At 65.5% G+C, this 13,770-nt stretch carries 13 protein-coding genes; 4 read left to right on the plus strand and 9 right to left on the minus strand.

The features are described from left to right. Positions 1-9 precede the first annotated feature (9 nt). The 4 genes from M529_RS34530 (at position 10) to hflX (ending at position 5,591) form a co-directional block, all read left to right on the plus strand. Complete coding sequence (locus M529_RS34530) at positions 10-2,265, plus strand: sensor histidine kinase (protein ID WP_021317810.1); 2,256 nt, start codon at positions 10-12, stop codon at positions 2,263-2,265. Next, positions 2,255-3,628, plus strand: coding sequence for a nitrogen assimilation response regulator NtrX (gene ntrX / locus M529_RS34535; RefSeq protein WP_021317811.1), 1,374 nt, complete (start codon positions 2,255-2,257; stop codon positions 3,626-3,628). The genes M529_RS34530 and ntrX overlap by 11 nt, the downstream gene beginning before the upstream one ends. 125 nt (positions 3,629-3,753) lie before the next feature. Next, positions 3,754-4,236, plus strand: coding sequence for an RNA chaperone Hfq (gene hfq / locus M529_RS34540; RefSeq protein WP_021317812.1), 483 nt, complete (start codon positions 3,754-3,756; stop codon positions 4,234-4,236). Positions 4,237-4,274: 38 nt separating this feature from the next. After that, complete coding sequence (hflX, locus tag M529_RS34545) at positions 4,275-5,591, plus strand: GTPase HflX (RefSeq protein WP_021317813.1); 1,317 nt, start codon at positions 4,275-4,277, stop codon at positions 5,589-5,591. Positions 5,592-5,711: 120 nt separating this feature from the next. Here the strand turns inward: hflX and M529_RS34550 are convergent, their stop codons facing one another. The 9 genes from M529_RS34550 to tmk all read right to left on the minus strand — a co-directional run. After that, a complete protein-coding gene (locus M529_RS34550) occupies positions 5,712-6,221 on the minus strand; it encodes a GNAT family N-acetyltransferase (protein WP_021317814.1) in 510 nt (169 codons plus the stop codon). Beyond that, the gene (gene mazG, locus M529_RS34555; RefSeq protein ID WP_031294922.1) at positions 6,188-6,973 is read right to left on the minus strand and encodes a nucleoside triphosphate pyrophosphohydrolase; all 786 of its coding nucleotides are present in this window, start codon (positions 6,971-6,973) and stop codon (positions 6,188-6,190) included. The genes M529_RS34550 and mazG overlap by 34 nt, the downstream gene beginning before the upstream one ends. A gap of 206 nt (positions 6,974-7,179) precedes the next feature. Continuing rightward, complete coding sequence (locus M529_RS34560) at positions 7,180-8,472, minus strand: MFS transporter (protein WP_021317816.1); 1,293 nt, start codon at positions 8,470-8,472, stop codon at positions 7,180-7,182. After that, positions 8,469-9,095 (minus strand): retropepsin-like aspartic protease family protein, encoded by a 627-nt coding sequence (locus M529_RS34565; protein WP_021317817.1) that lies wholly within the window; start codon positions 9,093-9,095, stop codon positions 8,469-8,471. The genes M529_RS34560 and M529_RS34565 overlap by 4 nt, the downstream gene beginning before the upstream one ends. Then, positions 9,095-9,886: an MBL fold metallo-hydrolase gene (locus tag M529_RS34570; protein ID WP_031294924.1), complete on the minus strand. Its 792-nt coding sequence runs from the start codon at positions 9,884-9,886 to the stop codon at positions 9,095-9,097. Before M529_RS34570 ends, M529_RS34565 begins: the two co-directional genes overlap by 1 nt. Then, the gene (locus tag M529_RS34575) at positions 9,883-10,671 is read right to left on the minus strand and encodes a TatD family hydrolase (protein WP_021317819.1); all 789 of its coding nucleotides are present in this window, start codon (positions 10,669-10,671) and stop codon (positions 9,883-9,885) included. Before M529_RS34575 ends, M529_RS34570 begins: the two co-directional genes overlap by 4 nt. A 2-nt stretch (positions 10,672-10,673) precedes the next feature. Then, entirely contained in the window at positions 10,674-12,242 is a 1,569-nt protein-coding gene (metG, locus tag M529_RS34580; RefSeq protein WP_021317820.1) for a methionine--tRNA ligase, read from the minus strand. A gap of 44 nt (positions 12,243-12,286) precedes the next feature. Further along, positions 12,287-13,261 (minus strand): AAA family ATPase, encoded by a 975-nt coding sequence (locus M529_RS34585; RefSeq protein WP_021317821.1) that lies wholly within the window; start codon positions 13,259-13,261, stop codon positions 12,287-12,289. Beyond that, on the minus strand, positions 13,258-13,770 hold a 513-nt coding region (gene tmk, locus M529_RS34590), incomplete at its 5' end, for a dTMP kinase (RefSeq protein ID WP_021317822.1). The genes M529_RS34585 and tmk, both read right to left, overlap by 4 nt.

Raw genomic sequence — 13,770 nt, forward strand, 5'->3', positions numbered from 1 at the left:
CAAGCCACTATGAATGGTGCGGTGACACTCCCTGAAGAGGAGAGCAGAGGGCGGAACAGGATACCTCCCTTTCTGCAGAACGGCCGCCTCGCGTCGCTGATCGAAGCGGTGGCGCTGATCCTCTTCCTTGGCATCGCCGGCCTCACCTATCATCTGCTGTCGGGGCAGGGCCAATCCTATACGCTGCTGACCCCGCCCATCGTCGCATTGCTGCTGGTCGCCAACCTGGTGCCGGCAATCGCCTTGCTCGTCCTGCTCGGCCGGCGAGTCGCCAAGCGCCGCGCGGCCCAATCGGCCATCGGCAGCGACGGGCAGTTGCATGTTCGGCTGGTGGCGATCTTCTCGATCATCGCCAGCGTCCCCATGCTGCTGGTCGTGATCTTCGCTTCGCTGCTTTTCCAATATGGCGTGCAGTTCTGGTTCTCCGACAGCGCGCGGGGCATGCTGCAGAACGCCAGCGATCTGGCGCGGGGCTATTATGAGCAGAATCTGCGCGAAGTCAGCGACGAGACCGTCACGATGGCGAGCGACCTGCGCGACTATCTCAACCAGTCGCCGGTCTCCAGCCCGCGCTTCGCCGAAGGCTATATCTATCAGGTCGTGACGCGAAAGCTCAACCGATCGGCGATCATCGAAATAGGGAAGGATGGCGTAGCGCGGACGGCCGCGACCGTCGATCCCGACAGCCGTCCCGCAGCGCAGATGCTCTCGCCCGATGTCGTGCGGCGGCTTGCGGCCGGCGAGAATGTCGTGGTCCAGCCCAAGCCCAACCAGATCGAAGCGGTGACGCTTCTCTATCCCGGCAAGAAAATCTATCTCTACGCGACGCGCGACTCCGGTTCCTCCGCCTTCAGCAATGTCGAACGCGCGCAGAAGGTGCTGGCGGACTATGACATATTCGCCGCGCAATCCCGCGCCCTGCAGTTGCGCTTCAACGTCGCGTTGTTCGTGGGATCGCTGCTGCTGGTGGGGATCGCCGTTTATATCGCCCTTGCGGTGGCTGATTGGATGGTGCGGCCGGTCAACGAACTCGTGACGGCCGCGCGCCGCATCACCGCGGGCGATCTTTCCGCGCGCGTCACCAGTCCGCCAACGCGGGACGAGATCGGCACATTGGCGTCGGCCTTCAACCGAATGACCCAGCGCCTGGAGGCGCAGACGGGCGCTCTCGTGGGGGCCAATAGCCAGCTCGATGAACGGCGCGCGTTCATCGAAGCGATCCTGTCCGGGGTGACGGCAGGCGTCCTGTCGGTCGACAGCAACGGCGTGGTGCAACTGCTGAACAGCTCCGCCGCCGCGATCCTGGTCGATGAAGGAGACGATCCGGTGGGACGTCCCCTCGCGGAGGTGTCGGCGGAACTGGCCGGCCTGATCGCATCGGAGGAAGGCGCCGGCATTGTCCAGGTGCGCGCGCATGGCGACCTCCGCACGCTCGCGGTGAAAGTCTCCGAAGGCGCATCGGGCCATATCCTGACCTTCGACGATATTACCCAGCAGCTTTCGGATCAGCGCCGGGCGGCCTGGTCGGACGTCGCGCGCCGCATCGCGCACGAGATCAAGAACCCGTTGACGCCGATCCAGCTCGCCGCCGAGCGACTGCAGCGGCGCTATGCCGAGGAGGTGACGAGCGACCGCGCGACATTCACCCGGCTTACCGGAACAATCGTGCGTCAGGTTGGCGACCTTCGGCGGATCGTCGACGAATTTTCCTCCTTCGCGCGCATGCCCAAGCCCGTCTTCCGGCGTGAAGCGATCGGCGACATCGCCCGCCACGCCTTGTTTCTGCATGAAGTCGCGCATCCCGACATCCGCTTTGCCTTCACGGCCGGGGAGCAGGACATGGAACTGGTCTGCGATCGGCGGCAGCTGGGGCAGGCGCTCACCAATATCGTCAAGAATGCGGTGGAGGCGATCGAGCCGAAGCCAGCCCCGGAAGAGGGACAGCCCCGCGGTCATATCCGGATGGCCGTGCGGCAGGATGCCGGCCATCTGATGATCGAAGTGCAGGATGACGGCATCGGACTGCCTCCCGAACGGGAGCGCATGCTGGAGCCCTATATGACCACCCGGTCCAAGGGCACCGGTCTCGGCCTCGCGATCGTGAAGAAGATCGTCGAGGAACATCTGGGCGATATTCGCTTCGAGGATGCGCACGGCGGCGGCGCGCGGGTCACCCTGCGCTTCCCGATCGCCGCACTCGACAAGTTGGAAGAAGGGCAGGTCGTCGCACTGCCCAAGGGAAAAGTAACAGCCAATGGCGCTTGATATTCTGATAGTCGATGATGAGGAGGACATCCGCGATCTGGTCGCGGGCGTGCTCGAGGATGAAGGTTTTACGACCCGCACGGCGGCCAACAGCGACAGCGCGATCGAAGCGCTGGACGCGCGACGGCCTTCGCTGGTGTTGCTGGACGTATGGCTCCAGGGATCGAAGCTCGACGGGCTGGATCTGCTGGACGAGATCAAGCGGCGCGACGCCACGATCCCGGTGCTGATGATTTCCGGCCACGGCAATATCGACACGGCTGTCGCCGCAATCCGCAAGGGCGCCGCCGACTTCATCGAGAAGCCGTTCGAGGCGGATCGGCTGATCCATCTCGTCGCTCGCGCGACGGAGACGGAGCGGCTGCGGCGCGAGAACCAGGTGCTGCGCGCCCGCTTCGGCCAGGATGACGAGCTGACCGGCACCTCCGCGGCGATCAACGTGGTTCGTGCCACCATCAAGAAGGTGGCTGGAACGGGAAGCCGGGTGCTCATCTCCGGCCCCGCCGGCGTGGGCAAGGAAGTCGCCGCCCGCATGCTCCATAGCTGGAGCGGCAGGGCCGATGCGCCCTTCATCATCGTGGCGGCCGCGCGCATGGACCCCGACCGGGTAGAGGAGGAACTGTTCGGCGTAGAGGATCCGAGCGGCCTCGTCCGCCCGGGCTATCTGGAACAGGCGCACGGCGGCACCCTCTATCTCGACGAGATAGCCGACATGCCCGTGACGACGCAGGGCAAGATCCTGCGCGTGCTGACCGACCAGAGCTTCACTCGGGTAGGCGGCCAGCGGCAGGTGAAGGTGGACGTGCGCGTCATATCCTCCACGGCACGGCACCTCGCGACCGAGATCGAGGAACGCCGGTTCCGCGAGGACCTGTTCTACCGGCTCAACGTCGTTCCGCTCGCCATTCCGCCGCTGGCCGAGCGGCGGGACGACATCCCCCCGCTGGTCGAGCATTATCTGGCGCGTTTCGCAGCCGAGCGCCGGGTGCCACCGCCGGAGATCGCCAGCGATGCCATGGCTGCGCTCCAGGCCAATGAATGGCCGGGCAACGTCCGCCAGCTTCGCAATGTGATCGAACGGACCATGATCCTGGCCCCGGGCGACCGGATCGGGCGCATCGAACTGGATATGCTGCCCGCCGAACTGACCAGCGGAGGCGGCGGGGACGGCATCGGCCAGTCCGCCATCATGGGCGCCCCTCTGCGCGAGGCGCGGGAGAGCTTCGAGCGGGAATATCTGAGGATCCAGATCCGGCGCTTCTCCGGCAACATCTCGCGCACGGCGACCTTCATCGGCATGGAACGCTCCGCGCTGCACCGCAAGCTGAAGCTGCTCGGCATCACGGACGGGAAGGACGGCTGAGATATGGACGGGCCTTCGCAATTGCGATAAGGTCCGTCCGCCCTCGAACCGCGGGGGCAGGCAAGATACCCTGCCCAGGGGTGCAAGAGCGGGTAACGTCCCGCCAATAAGGACTGGCGAAGAGCATGGCCGATAAAGTGAACAACCTTCAGGACATCTTCCTGAACAGCCTGCGCAAGAGCAAGACCCCCGTCACGATGTTCCTGGTGAAGGGCGTGAAGCTGCAGGGCATCATCACCTGGTTCGACAATTTCTCCGTTCTCCTCCGCCGCGACGGCCAGTCGCAGCTGGTGTACAAGCATGCGATCTCGACGGTGATGCCGGCACAGCCGATGGACCTGACGGAACTGCGCAAGGCGAGCGACGGCAACGGCAAGGCCCGCCTGTTGCAGGAAATCTTCCTGAGCGCTGTCCGCAAATCCGGCAGCCCGGTCACCATGTTCCTGGTCAACGGCGTGATGCTGCAGGGCGAGATCGCCGCCTTCGACCTGTTCTGCATGTTGCTGGAGCGGGACGGCATGGTCCAGCTCGTCTACAAGCATGCCATCTCCACCGTGCAGCCGCTCCATTCGCTCGACCTGTCGGGCGAGGGCGAGAACGACGATTGACGCTGTCGCCGTTTCGCGCGCCTGCGCGTTGAAGTAGCATGGCTGTCTTCAACCGGGATTCCGCTGACGAGGTTTCGCGCGGCGCGCGCGCTATAGTGGTGCGCGCGGACGTGCCCGGTGCCGAGCGGAGGGACAGCGACGCGCGGATCGAGGAGGCAAAGGGCCTGGCGCTGGCGATCGGCATCGACGTCCGTGCTGCGCAGGCGTTCCGCGTTCGCGACCGCAAACCCGCCACCCTGTTCGGTAGCGGGCAGGTCGACAGCATAGCAGCGCTCGCGCAGGAGAATGAAGCGGAACTGGTCATCGTCGATAATGCGCTGAGCCCGGTCCAGCAGAGCAATCTGGAAAAGGCGACCGGTGCGAAGGTCATCGACCGGACGGGCCTGATCCTCGAAATTTTCGGCGAGCGGGCGGCGACCAATGAGGGGCGGCTCCAGGTGGAGCTTGCGCATCTCGACTATCAAGCGGGACGGCTCGTGCGGAGCTGGACGCACCTTGAGCGGCAGCGCGGCGGCTTCGGCTTCCTCGGCGGCCCCGGCGAGACGCAGATCGAGGCTGACCGGCGCATGATCCGCGACCGCATGGCGAAGATCCGCCGCGAGCTGGAGCAGGTGACCCGCACCCGCGGCCTGCATCGCGCCCGCCGCCAGCGCGCGCCCTGGCCGGTGATCGCGCTGGTCGGCTACACCAATGCTGGCAAGTCGACGCTGTTCAACCGGCTGACCGGCGCCGACGTCATGGCCGAAGACCTGCTGTTCGCCACGCTCGATCCCACGATGCGCCAGATCGCGCTGCCGGGGCTCGACAAGGCGATCCTCAGCGACACGGTGGGCTTCGTTTCGGACCTGCCGACCCAGCTCATCGCGGCGTTCCGCGCGACGCTGGAGGAAGTGCTGTCGGCCGACATGATCGTCCACGTCCGCGACATCGCCCATCCCGACAGCGAGGCGCAGCGGGACGACGTGCTCGACGTGCTCGCCGAACTCGGCATCGGCGGCGAGCAGCCCCAGGAGGATGCGCCCGTCATCATCGAGGCCTGGAACAAGCTCGACCTGCTGGACGCGGAGGCGGCGGCATATGTCCGGGAAGCGGCGGCGCGGCGCGATGACGTCGTGATCCTGTCCGCCTTGACGGGGGAGGGGGTGGACCTGCTTCAGCGGGCTATCGCCACGCGAATGACCGCCGGAGCCCGCGTGCACAAGCTTCGCGTGCCGTTGGCGGACGGCGCGGCGATCGCCTGGCTGCACGAGCATGGCGAGGTGCTGGGAAGCAATCCGGACGGGGGCGATATGGCGATCGAGGTTCGCCTGTCCGATTCCGCGCTGGCCCGTTTCTGGAAGCGGGAGCGCGACTGATCCGGGTCAGTCTGGCAGGGCCGCGAGGAACTCCCGCACCCAAGGGCTCTGCGCGCGGGAATTTTCTGGGAATAATGCCGGAAAACAGCTGGACCGCTAACCGGAGAAGCGGGCGCTTTCTTAGAGGAACCGGTGCATCACGAGTGCGTCGACCAATCCCTCATTCGGGTGAACGAAGACCTGGGGCAAACGCCCCACGATCGTGAAGCCCATGCCCTGCCACAGCGCGACGGCGCGTTGATTGGTGGAGATCACGAAGTTGAACTGCATGGCCAAGTAGCCATGCTCGCGGGCAAGGTCGAGTGAGGCGACGCACATCCGCCGTGCCACACCCCGGCCTCGGGCATGGGAGGCGGTCACATAGCCGGCATTGGCGACATGCGCGCCACCGCCGGGCTGGTTGGCGCGGATGTAGAAGATGCCGAGCACCGCGCCGTCCTCTTCCAGCAGCCGCACCGTCCGTTCCGGCGAGAGCCAGAGGGCGAGGGCGTCTTCCCGGCCAAGATCGCGAGGCACTGCCAGGGTCTCGCCCGCCCGGATGACGGGTTCGAGGATCGACCAGATGGCGTCATGATCGCCGGGCAGCGGCGGGCGGATCACTGCGCCGTCGATTGCTTGGCGCGCTGCCACAAAGCCTCCTTGGCGTCGAGGGGCAGGGCGACGAAGGCCTCGCCCGCCTCATTCTCCATGGCCCGGAAGCGGCGTTCGAACTTGCGGTTGGCGGTGCGCAGCGCGGCTTCGGGATCGACCTTCAAGTGGCGGGCGAGGTTGACCACGGCGAAGAGCAGGTCGCCGACTTCCTCCTCGCGCTCGGCCGGGGTTGCGGCCGCGCGGACCTCGTCCAGCTCTTCCTCGATCTTGGCGGTCACGCCCTCGATGTCGGGCCAGTCGAAGCCGGTGCGGGCGGCGCGCTTCTGGAGCTTTTCGGCGCGCAGCAACGCCGGGAGCGCCTGGGCGACGCCGGCGAGCGCGCTGGGATCGGGTTCCTTGTCCGCGCGCTCGACCGCCTTGATCGCTTCCCATTGGGCGTGGCCGTCCTCGCGGCGGGTGCCTTCGCCAAAGACGTGCGGATGGCGGCGGACCATCTTCTGCGTGATGCCGTCGATCACGTCCTGCAGGGCGAAGTGGCCGGCCTGTTCCGCCATGCGGCTGTGGAACGCGACCTGGAGCAGCAGGTCGCCCAGCTCGTCGCGGAGCGCCGGCATGTCCTGGCGCTCGATCGCATCGGCGACCTCATAGGCTTCCTCGATCGTATAGGGCGCGATGCTGGCGAAGTCCTGTTCGATGTCCCAGGGACAGCCGGTTTCCGGATCGCGCAACCGCGCCATGACGGTGGCGAGCGGCATGATGTCGGCGGGACTGGGCGTGGCATTTGCGGACATGAGGAACCCCAAGGCGTAGAGCGAGGCGGACAGTTGATTAGAGTTTTGGGAAGGGGGTGGCTATCCCCCTGCCTTTGATATAAGTTCGATAATATATATTATGTTAAATCGAAATAGAGGCGGGAGGGGGTGAGGCGCTGTCCCACAGTCAGCCACCCATGGTCACGACGCTCTTTCTCAATGCCCTGCAACGGTGTGAACCTCCGTCAGTCTTCCAGGATCAGGCTGTGCTGCCGCGTGTCGCGCATGCGGACATAAACCGCCAGCGAGATCGCGATCATCACCGTCACATAGATGTAGAACGCCGGCTCCATTCCTGACTGCTTGAACCACAGCGCCACGAACTCCGCCGTGCCGCCGAACAGCGTGTTCGCCAGCGCATAAGGCAGCGCCACGCCGAGCGCGCGGATATGCGCCGGGAAAAGCTCCGCCTTCACCACCGCGTTGATCGAGGTGTAGCCGGTGACGATCACCAGCCCGGCCATGACCAGCAGCCCGGCGAGCCACGGGTCGCGGGTCTGCGACAGCGCGGTGAAGATCGGATAGGTGCCGAGCACGCCCAGCACGCCGAAGCCCACCATCAGTGGCTTGCGCCCGATCCGGTCGGACAAGGCACCTGCCACGGGTTGAAGAAGCATGAAAAGAAAAAGCGTTATCGCATTGATTTCAGATGCGGATTCCCGGCTCAAACCGCTGGTATTCACCAGGAATTTCTGCATATAGATGGAATAGGCGTAGAAGGCGATGGTGCCGCCGGCCGTGAGCAGCATCACCGTCACGGTTTCCCGCGGATGCTTCGTTACGAGTTCGACGAAGCTGGATTTCGGTGCGCCGGCGGCCTTCGCCGCGGCATAGCTGTGGGTTTCGGCAAGACCGCGACGCAGCCAGAAGACGATGATCGCGAGCGCGCCGCCGATCGCGAACGGGATGCGCCAGCCCCAGGCGTCGAGGTCTGCTTCGCTGAGGGTCGATTGCAGCACCAGCAGGACGCAGATGGCGACCAGCTGTCCCGCGATCAGCGTCACATATTGGAAGCTGGAATAGAAGCCGCGCCGGTCCCTGCCCGCCATTTCCGACAGATAGGTCGCGCTGGCACCATATTCCCCACCGATCGACAGTCCCTGCATGAGCCTGGCGAGGACGAGCAGCAGCGGCGCCGCGACCCCGATCGTCTCATAGCCCGGCGTCAGGGCGATCAGCAGCGAGCCGGCGCACATCAGCGAGACAGACAAGGTGAGCCCGCTCTTGCGGCCCCGGCTGTCGGCATAGATGCCCATCAACCAGGCGCCGATCGGACGCATGAGGAAGCCGACCGCGAAGATACCGGCGGCGCTCAGCAACTGGGCGGTGCGATCCTCGCTGGGGAAGAAATGCGGGGCGAAATAGAGGGTGAAGGCCGAATAGGCATACCAGTCATACCATTCGACGAGGTTGCCGGTCGAGCCGCCGATGATGGCCTTGAGCCGCTGGGCGCGGCTGGGAGAAGCGGTGGCCGTCATGGCGTCAGCACCATCTCGCCATTCTGGACGCCCCAGCTTTTCAGCTTTGACAGCAGGTTCATGCCGATCACATTCACTTCCCCAAAAGCGGGCGACACCACGACGTCAATGTCGCTGGCGCGGACGGGGCCAATGGCAAGCGTTGCGACGCGTGCACGCTTGGCCTCGATCTTGCCGTTGGCCGTGGTCATGATGACGCCGGGGCCTTGCAGCTCGAAATTGAGCCCGGCCGCGCGCGCAGACTGCTCGGACAAGGCCGTGATGGTGGCGCCACTGTCGATCAGGAACCGCGTTGCCGATCCGTTGATCGTGCCCTCGACCCAATAATGACCGTCGGGGGCGACGGGAATGCGAAGCACCTGCCCTTCAGTCCGGGCGGCGGGAAGGCTCGGCGGCACATCGCCGGAGGCGACCGCTCCCTGCTCCGCCAGCTTGCCCGCGAACCATCCCGACCGCTCGCCGAGCTTGAAAAGGCCAAGCAACCCCGCGAAGATCACCACCCAGAGCAGCGCCATGCGGATCATGCCGCCAAGCTGCAGACGCCGCGCGACCAAGGCGGACCCGACCAGCACGAGGGCAAGGACGTACCAGAGCGTCGACGCGGCCTGATCCGTCCCGTCCATCAATCCGCTTGCCCCGCTCCGCCCAGTTCGATCACCAGACCGTCATAGCCGGGCTCCACGCCTTTGGGGAGGGTCTGGCAGAGCGTCGCATAGTCCATGCTCTGGTCCATATGAGTGAGGATGGCACGGTCGGGCTGGGTTGCGGCAATAGCCTCCAGCGTCAGCGCCAGATGCGCGTGGGTGGGATGCGGCCGTTTCCGCAGCGCATCCACCACCCAGACGTCCAGACGGTCAAAGAGCGCCAGCATCTCCGGCGTCACCGCATGGAAATCCGTGGCATAGCCAATGGACTTGCCGGCATGCATGAAGCGGAAGCCGGTGGAGAAAATTTCGCCATGGGGCTGGTCGGTGCAGGCGATGTCGATGTCGCCGATGCGCAACCGGTCGGGCAACTCATGAGATTCGACGGTAGCATGATAGCCGTGCCGCCCTTCGAAGGCATAGGCGAAGCGCTGGGCAAGCAGCCTTAGCACCTGCGGCCGAGCATAGCCGGGAAGCGGCGACCCGCGATAATGGTAGAGCTGGCGGACATCATCCAGCCCATGGCTGTGATCGGCATGATCGTGAGTCCAGAGAATGGCATCGATATGCACGACATCAGCATCGAGCAATTGCTGCCGCATGTCCGGAGATGTGTCCACGAGGATGCGGGTCGTGGGGCTTTCCACCAGGATCGAGACGCGGGTGCGCCGATTCTTCGGTTCGGCCGGATCGCAAGCGCCCCAGTCATTGCCGATGCGCGGCACCCCGGATGAGGTGCCGCTGCCCAGCATGGTGAGCTTCAATGTCATGTGGCAGGTTCGGTCTGAACCTTGCTGAACAAGGTGTTGAAATTGCGAGAGGTTGCTTCCGCCAGAACCTCCAGTCTTTCGCCGCGCAGCTGTGCCAGGAAGCGCGCCGTGTCGGCGACAAAGGCGGGTTCGCAGGGCTTGCCGCGATGCGGCACCGGGGCCAGGAAGGGTGAATCCGTTTCGACCAGCAGCCGGTCCAGCGGCAGGCGCGCGGCGGTTTCCTGAAGATCCTTCGCGTTTTTGAACGTCACGATGCCGGAAATGCTGATATAGAAGCCGAGTTCCAGCGCGGCATCGGCGAAGGCGCCACTGGCGGTGAAGCAGTGGATAACGCCGGGATAGGCCCCCTTCCCCATTTCGTCCCGCATGATCGCCAGCGTATCCTCCTCCGCATCGCGGGTGTGGACAATCAGCGGCAGGCCGGTCTGCCGTGCGGCGGCGATATGGGCCCGAAAGCTCGCCTGCTGCCGCGCCCTGTCGCTATGGTCGTAATAATAGTCAAGGCCGGTTTCGCCAATGCCGACGACGCGGGGATGGGCCGCCCGCTCCACCAGCTTCGCGGTGTCGACATGGGGATGCTCGTCCGCCTCGTGCGGATGGATACCGACCGTTGCCCAGACGTCCCGCTCGCGCTCCGCCGTGGCGAGGACCGCATCCCATTCGTTCTCCCGCGTCGCGATGTTGAGCATCTTGTCGATCCCGGCGTCACGGGCTCGTTCCAGCACATTCTGCTGATCCTCGACCAAGCCTTTGTAATTCAAATGGCAATGACTGTCGATCAGCATGATCAGGCGTCCTCCGCCGGCAGTTCCAGGCGCGGGAAGAGCGGCGTCGGCGGCGCGAGGGTGAAGTCGCCTTCGGCCAGCGGGGAATACCAGTGAGCGCCGATGCCATCATAGGTCCGCTTGTCCGCAGGCACGCCCATATGGTCGAGCAAGGCCGTGGCGCTCGCCGGAATGACCGGCAGGATCGCGACGGCGAGCTGGGTGATGGCGATGAAAAGCGTGGCCAGCACCGTTTCCATCCGGTCCGGGTCGGTCTTGCGCAGCGCCCAGGGCGCCTGCGCGTCGATATATTGGTTGCAGGCGAAGCAGGCACGCAGCCATGCCTCGATCGCCTGGCTGGGAGCAAGGTCATTGAAGGCCGTGGGCATGTCGGTGCGCACGGCACGGTCTATCAGCGCGAACAGTTCTTCGTCGGCAGCGTCCTGCCCGTGGATGACGGGCAGACGCCCCGAAAGGTTCTTCGCAATGAAGCTGAGCGTGCGCTGGGCGAGGTTGCCGAAGGCGTTGCCCAGATCGCTGTTGGACCGCTGGACGATCGCCTCGGCACTGTAGCTGCCGTCATTGCCGAAGGTGACTTCCGACAGCAGGAAGTAGCGCAGCTGGTCGACACCGAAGCGGTCGGCCAGTTCCAGCGGGTCGGCGACGTTGCCCAGAGACTTCGACATCTTCTCGCCGCGGTTGAGCAGGAAGCCGTGGCCGAAGACCTGCTTCGGCAAGGGGAGCTTCGCGCTCATCAGGAAGGCCGGCCAGTAAACGGTATGAAAACGCACGATATCCTTGCCGATGATGTGCGTGATGTCGCCGCCCTGCGCCCAATAGCGGGCCATGCGTTCCGCATCGTCGGGATAGCCGCAGCCAGTGATATAGTTGGTGAGCGCGTCCACCCACACATACATCACATGGCCCTCGTCGCCCGGCACCTTGACGCCCCAGTCGAAGCTGGTGCGCGAAACGCTGAGATCCGAGAGGCCGCCTTCGACGAAGCGCAGGATCTCGTTGCGGCGGCTTTCCGGGCGGATGAAGTCCGGCTGCGCGGCATAGAGGTCGAGCAGCTTCTGCTGATAGGCGGACAGGCGGAAGAACCAGCTTTCCTCGACCGTCCATTCGACCGGCGTGCCCTGGGGCGAAAGCTTGACGCCCCCTTCCCCTTCGCTGATCTCCTTCTCGTCATAGAAGGCCTCGTCACGGACGGAGTACCAGCCCTCATAGCGGCCGAGGTACAGGTCGCCATTGGCCTCCATCGCCTGCCAGATGGCCTGGCTGGCGCGATGATGGGCCGGCTCGCTGGTGCGGATGAAACGATCATAGCTGATATTCAGCCTGTCGTTCATATCCTTGAAATAGCCTGACATTTCGTCCGCGAGTTCGCGCGGTTCAATGCCCCGCGCGCGGGCGGTCTGCGCCATTTTCAGGCCATGCTCGTCGGTGCCAGTCTGGAAGAAGACATCGCGACCCATCATCCGCTGGAAGCGCGCGATCGCATCCGTGGCGATCACCTCATAGGCGTGGCCGATATGCGGGCGGCCGTTGGGATAGCTGATGGCGGTGGTAATGGTATAGGGCTGCGACATGTGCCCTTCCCTAGCGGCTGTTCGCGGATGCGGGAAGGCGCTTTTCAGCGCGCCGGCGGAGCGAGCGCCGCGACATGGCCGGCGAGCTCGAACACGACGGTTGCGGGGTCCAGCGAGAGTATGATCGCGCCGCTGGCGAGCTGGCGCGCGGCCTCCCAACGGTCGAGCGCCTGGCCCAGCGCCTCGCCCTGGCGCTGGCGCGCGGCCTTGGCGATGAAGGCGGGCGCGCGCTCGAGAAAAGCCTCGTAACGCGGGCGCGCGGCCTTTTGCGACAGGCCCTTGGCGAGGATCAGGCGCTGGCGATTATCGGGATCGCCGCCGGCCGCGATGGTGGCAAGTGCCTGTTCGATATCGGCGATGCTGAGCCCCGCATAGCCCAGCGCCTTGCCGGGCGATCCCTCGCCGATCCGGACGAGGCTTTCCAGTTCGTTGGCGGGCAGATCCTCCCGTTCCGCGCGAAGCACGGCGCGGGCCGCCGCATCGTCCAGGGGATCGAAACGCAAAGTGCGACAGCGCGAGCGAATCGTGGGAAGCAGCCGGCCCGGCGCATGGCTGACGAGGAGGAAGACCATGCCGGCGGGCGGCTCCTCCAGCGACTTGAGCAGGGCATTGGCGGCGCCGCGCTCCAGATCGTCGGCGCTGTCGATGAGGACGATGCGACGATCCGAAAGCGACGGCGCGGACTGAATCAGCCGCTGGAGGCCGCGCACCTGATCGACAGTGATGTTGCGGGCGGTGCCACTGTCCCTTTCCAGGCAGAACAGCTCGGCATAATCGGGGTGAGCAGCCGCTTCGAAGATCGCGCGGATCGGGTGATCCTGCGGCACGATGAGACCCTCAGCCGCTATCGGCGGGCCGGCAGCCTCGGCGAGAAGGCGCAGGGCCAGCGCACGGGCAAAGGTCGCCTTGCCGATGCCGCGGGGGCCGGAGAATATCCAGCCATGATGCATGCGACCGCTTCGCGCGGCGGCGAGCAACATGGCCGCCTGGGCCTCATGACCGATGACCGGCGCCGTCATGGCAGCAAGTCGCCCAGCGCGTCCAGCAGGCGCGCCGTGACGGCGGTTGCATCGCCCGAGGCATCGACCGTGCGGACGCGGCTAGGCTCCTCAGAGGCGAAGCGAGCGAAGGCCGATGCGACCAGGCGGTGAAAGGCGTCGTCCCGGCCACCTATGCGGTCAGCCTCGTCGCCGTCGCGAGCGCGGGCGCGCCGTTCTGCTTCCCCTTCCTCCAAATGGAGGACAAGCGTGCGATCGGGCAGGAACCCCGCGCTGCCGATCCGGTGAAGCGTCATGACGTCACCGTCGGTCAGCTCGCCCATTCCCTGATAGGCACGGCTCGAATCGAGGAAGCGATCGGACAGCACCCAGGCGCCCCGATCCAGCGCGGGACGGATCGTCTTCTCGACATGGTCCGCGCGGGCGGCCGCGAAAAGCAGCGCTTCCGCGCGCGGGCTCCAGCGATCGGCGCTGCCGGTGAGCAGCAGGCCGCGGATCGCTTCCGCGCCCTCGCTGCCGCCGGGCTCGCG

This window comes from Sphingobium ummariense RL-3 (assembly GCF_000447205.1).
GTDB classification, from domain to species: Bacteria; Pseudomonadota; Alphaproteobacteria; order Sphingomonadales; family Sphingomonadaceae; genus Sphingobium; species Sphingobium ummariense.

What these genes read in the sequence shown, in the direction of transcription:
- M529_RS34530 (WP_021317810.1), top strand. Translation starts at nt 10, where the DNA reads ATGAATGGTGCGGTGACACTCCCTGAAGAGGAGAGCAGAGGGCGGAAC.
- ntrX (WP_021317811.1), top strand. Translation starts at nt 2,255, where the DNA reads ATGGCGCTTGATATTCTGATAGTCGATGATGAGGAGGACATCCGCGAT.
- hfq (WP_021317812.1), top strand. Translation starts at nt 3,754, where the DNA reads ATGGCCGATAAAGTGAACAACCTTCAGGACATCTTCCTGAACAGCCTG.
- hflX (WP_021317813.1), top strand. Translation starts at nt 4,275, where the DNA reads ATGGCTGTCTTCAACCGGGATTCCGCTGACGAGGTTTCGCGCGGCGCG.
- mazG (WP_031294922.1), bottom strand. Translation starts at nt 6,973, where the DNA reads ATGTCCGCAAATGCCACGCCCAGTCCCGCCGACATCATGCCGCTCGCC.
- M529_RS34560 (WP_021317816.1), bottom strand. Translation starts at nt 8,472, where the DNA reads ATGACGGCCACCGCTTCTCCCAGCCGCGCCCAGCGGCTCAAGGCCATC.
- M529_RS34565 (WP_021317817.1), bottom strand. Translation starts at nt 9,095, where the DNA reads ATGGACGGGACGGATCAGGCCGCGTCGACGCTCTGGTACGTCCTTGCC.
- M529_RS34570 (WP_031294924.1), bottom strand. Translation starts at nt 9,886, where the DNA reads ATGACATTGAAGCTCACCATGCTGGGCAGCGGCACCTCATCCGGGGTG.
- M529_RS34575 (WP_021317819.1), bottom strand. Translation starts at nt 10,671, where the DNA reads ATGCTGATCGACAGTCATTGCCATTTGAATTACAAAGGCTTGGTCGAG.
- metG (WP_021317820.1), bottom strand. Translation starts at nt 12,242, where the DNA reads ATGTCGCAGCCCTATACCATTACCACCGCCATCAGCTATCCCAACGGC.
- M529_RS34585 (WP_021317821.1), bottom strand. Translation starts at nt 13,261, where the DNA reads ATGACGGCGCCGGTCATCGGTCATGAGGCCCAGGCGGCCATGTTGCTC.